At 80.0% G+C, this 1435-nt stretch carries 1 protein-coding gene; it reads right to left on the minus strand.

The annotated features are described in order from the left end of the window. On the minus strand, positions 1 to 1435 hold a 1435-nt coding region (locus AAHZ94_RS34055; protein ID WP_349997553.1), incomplete at both ends, for a condensation domain-containing protein.

Consider the following 1435-nt stretch of genomic DNA (forward strand, 5'->3'; position numbering starts at 1 on the left):
CCCCCCCCCCACCCCGGCGGGCCCCCCCCCCCGCGGGGCGGCCGCCCCCCCCCCCCCCGCCCCGCCCCCCGCCCGCCCCCGCGCCCCCCCCCCCGGGGGCCCCCCCGCCACCCGGCCGGCCGCGGCGGGCGCCAGCAGGGTGGGTTCGGTGCAGCCGGCCAGCGCCGTGCGCCAGGCGGCGCCGGCCGCGGCCCGGTCCTGCCCGGCGAGCCAGTGCAGATAGTGCGGGTAGTGCGGGGCCGGCGCGAGCTCCGGCGGCACCGCGGCCCCGGCCCCGCTCACGTCCCCGTTCACCTTCGCGTCCCCGTTCGCGTCCTCGTTCGCGTCCTCAGGGCCGGCCGCCGGCGCGCTGTCGGCCCGCTCCCGGGCGTAGGAGCGGAGCAACTCCCGTACCAGCAGCGGCATCGACCAGCCGTCGAGCACCAGGTGGTGGCCGGTGAGGACGAGTTCGCTGGTGGTGTCGTCCAGTCGGATCAGGGTGCAGCGCAGCAGCGGCGGGGCGGCCAGGTCGAAGCGGCGCAGCCGGTCGTCCTCGGCGGCGCGGCGGGCCCGCCGCTGCCGTTCGCGGCGGGTGTGCCGGCGCAGGTCGCGCTCGGTGAGCTGGACCGCCGCATGCTCGGCCGCCCGCTGCACCCAACTCGGCCCCGTACCCGACACGTCGCCGGCGAGGTCCGTGCCGTACGCGGCGGGGCCGTCGGCAGCCGGCATGAACGCCGTCCGCAGCGGGGCGTGGCGCTCGACGACACGGTGCAGGGCCGCTTGCAGCGCGGCGGCGTCGAGCGCGCCGGCCAGATGCAGGGTGACCTGGACGTGGTAGAGGTCGAGCGCGCTCTCGTCGTAGCGGGACAGGAACAGCAGCCCTTCCTGGAGCGGGGTGACGGGCCACGCCGTGCCGACGGCCGGCACGGAGGGCGCTTCGCCGGCGGGCGCGGTGTCCGGCCCGTCCGGGGCGTGCTCGGCCACCGTCAGCAGGCCGCGCACGGTGCGCTGGCGGAACACGTCCTGCGGGGTGAACCGCAGGCCCGCCCGGCGCGCGGCCCCCACCAGGTGGATGGAGAGGATGCTGTCCCCGCCCAGGGCGAAGAAGCTGTCGGTGGTGCCGACCTCGGGCAGGTGCAGCAACTCGGCGAACAGCCCGGCGAGCAGCCGCTCGTCATCGGTGCTCGCGGCCACCTGCTCGGCGGCTTCGGCGAGCTCGGGCGCGGGCAGCGCGGCCCGGTCGAGCTTGCCGTTGCGGGTCACCGGCAGCGCGTCGACGGGAAGCAGCGCGGTGGGCACGAGGTGAGCGGGGAGCACCGCTTCGAGGTGGTCGCGGACCGCCCGGAGCTCCGCCGCGTCCAGCGGGCCCGCCGCCGGCTGCCCCCCCCCCCGCCCGGGGCCCCCCCCCCCCCCCGCGCCGGGCCCGGGGCGGGGGGCCCCCACCCGGCGGCGCGCC

Origin of the sequence: Streptomyces sp. HSW2009 (assembly GCF_040240285.1) — a bacterium.
Taxonomy (GTDB): Bacteria; Actinomycetota; Actinomycetes; order Streptomycetales; family Streptomycetaceae; genus Streptomyces.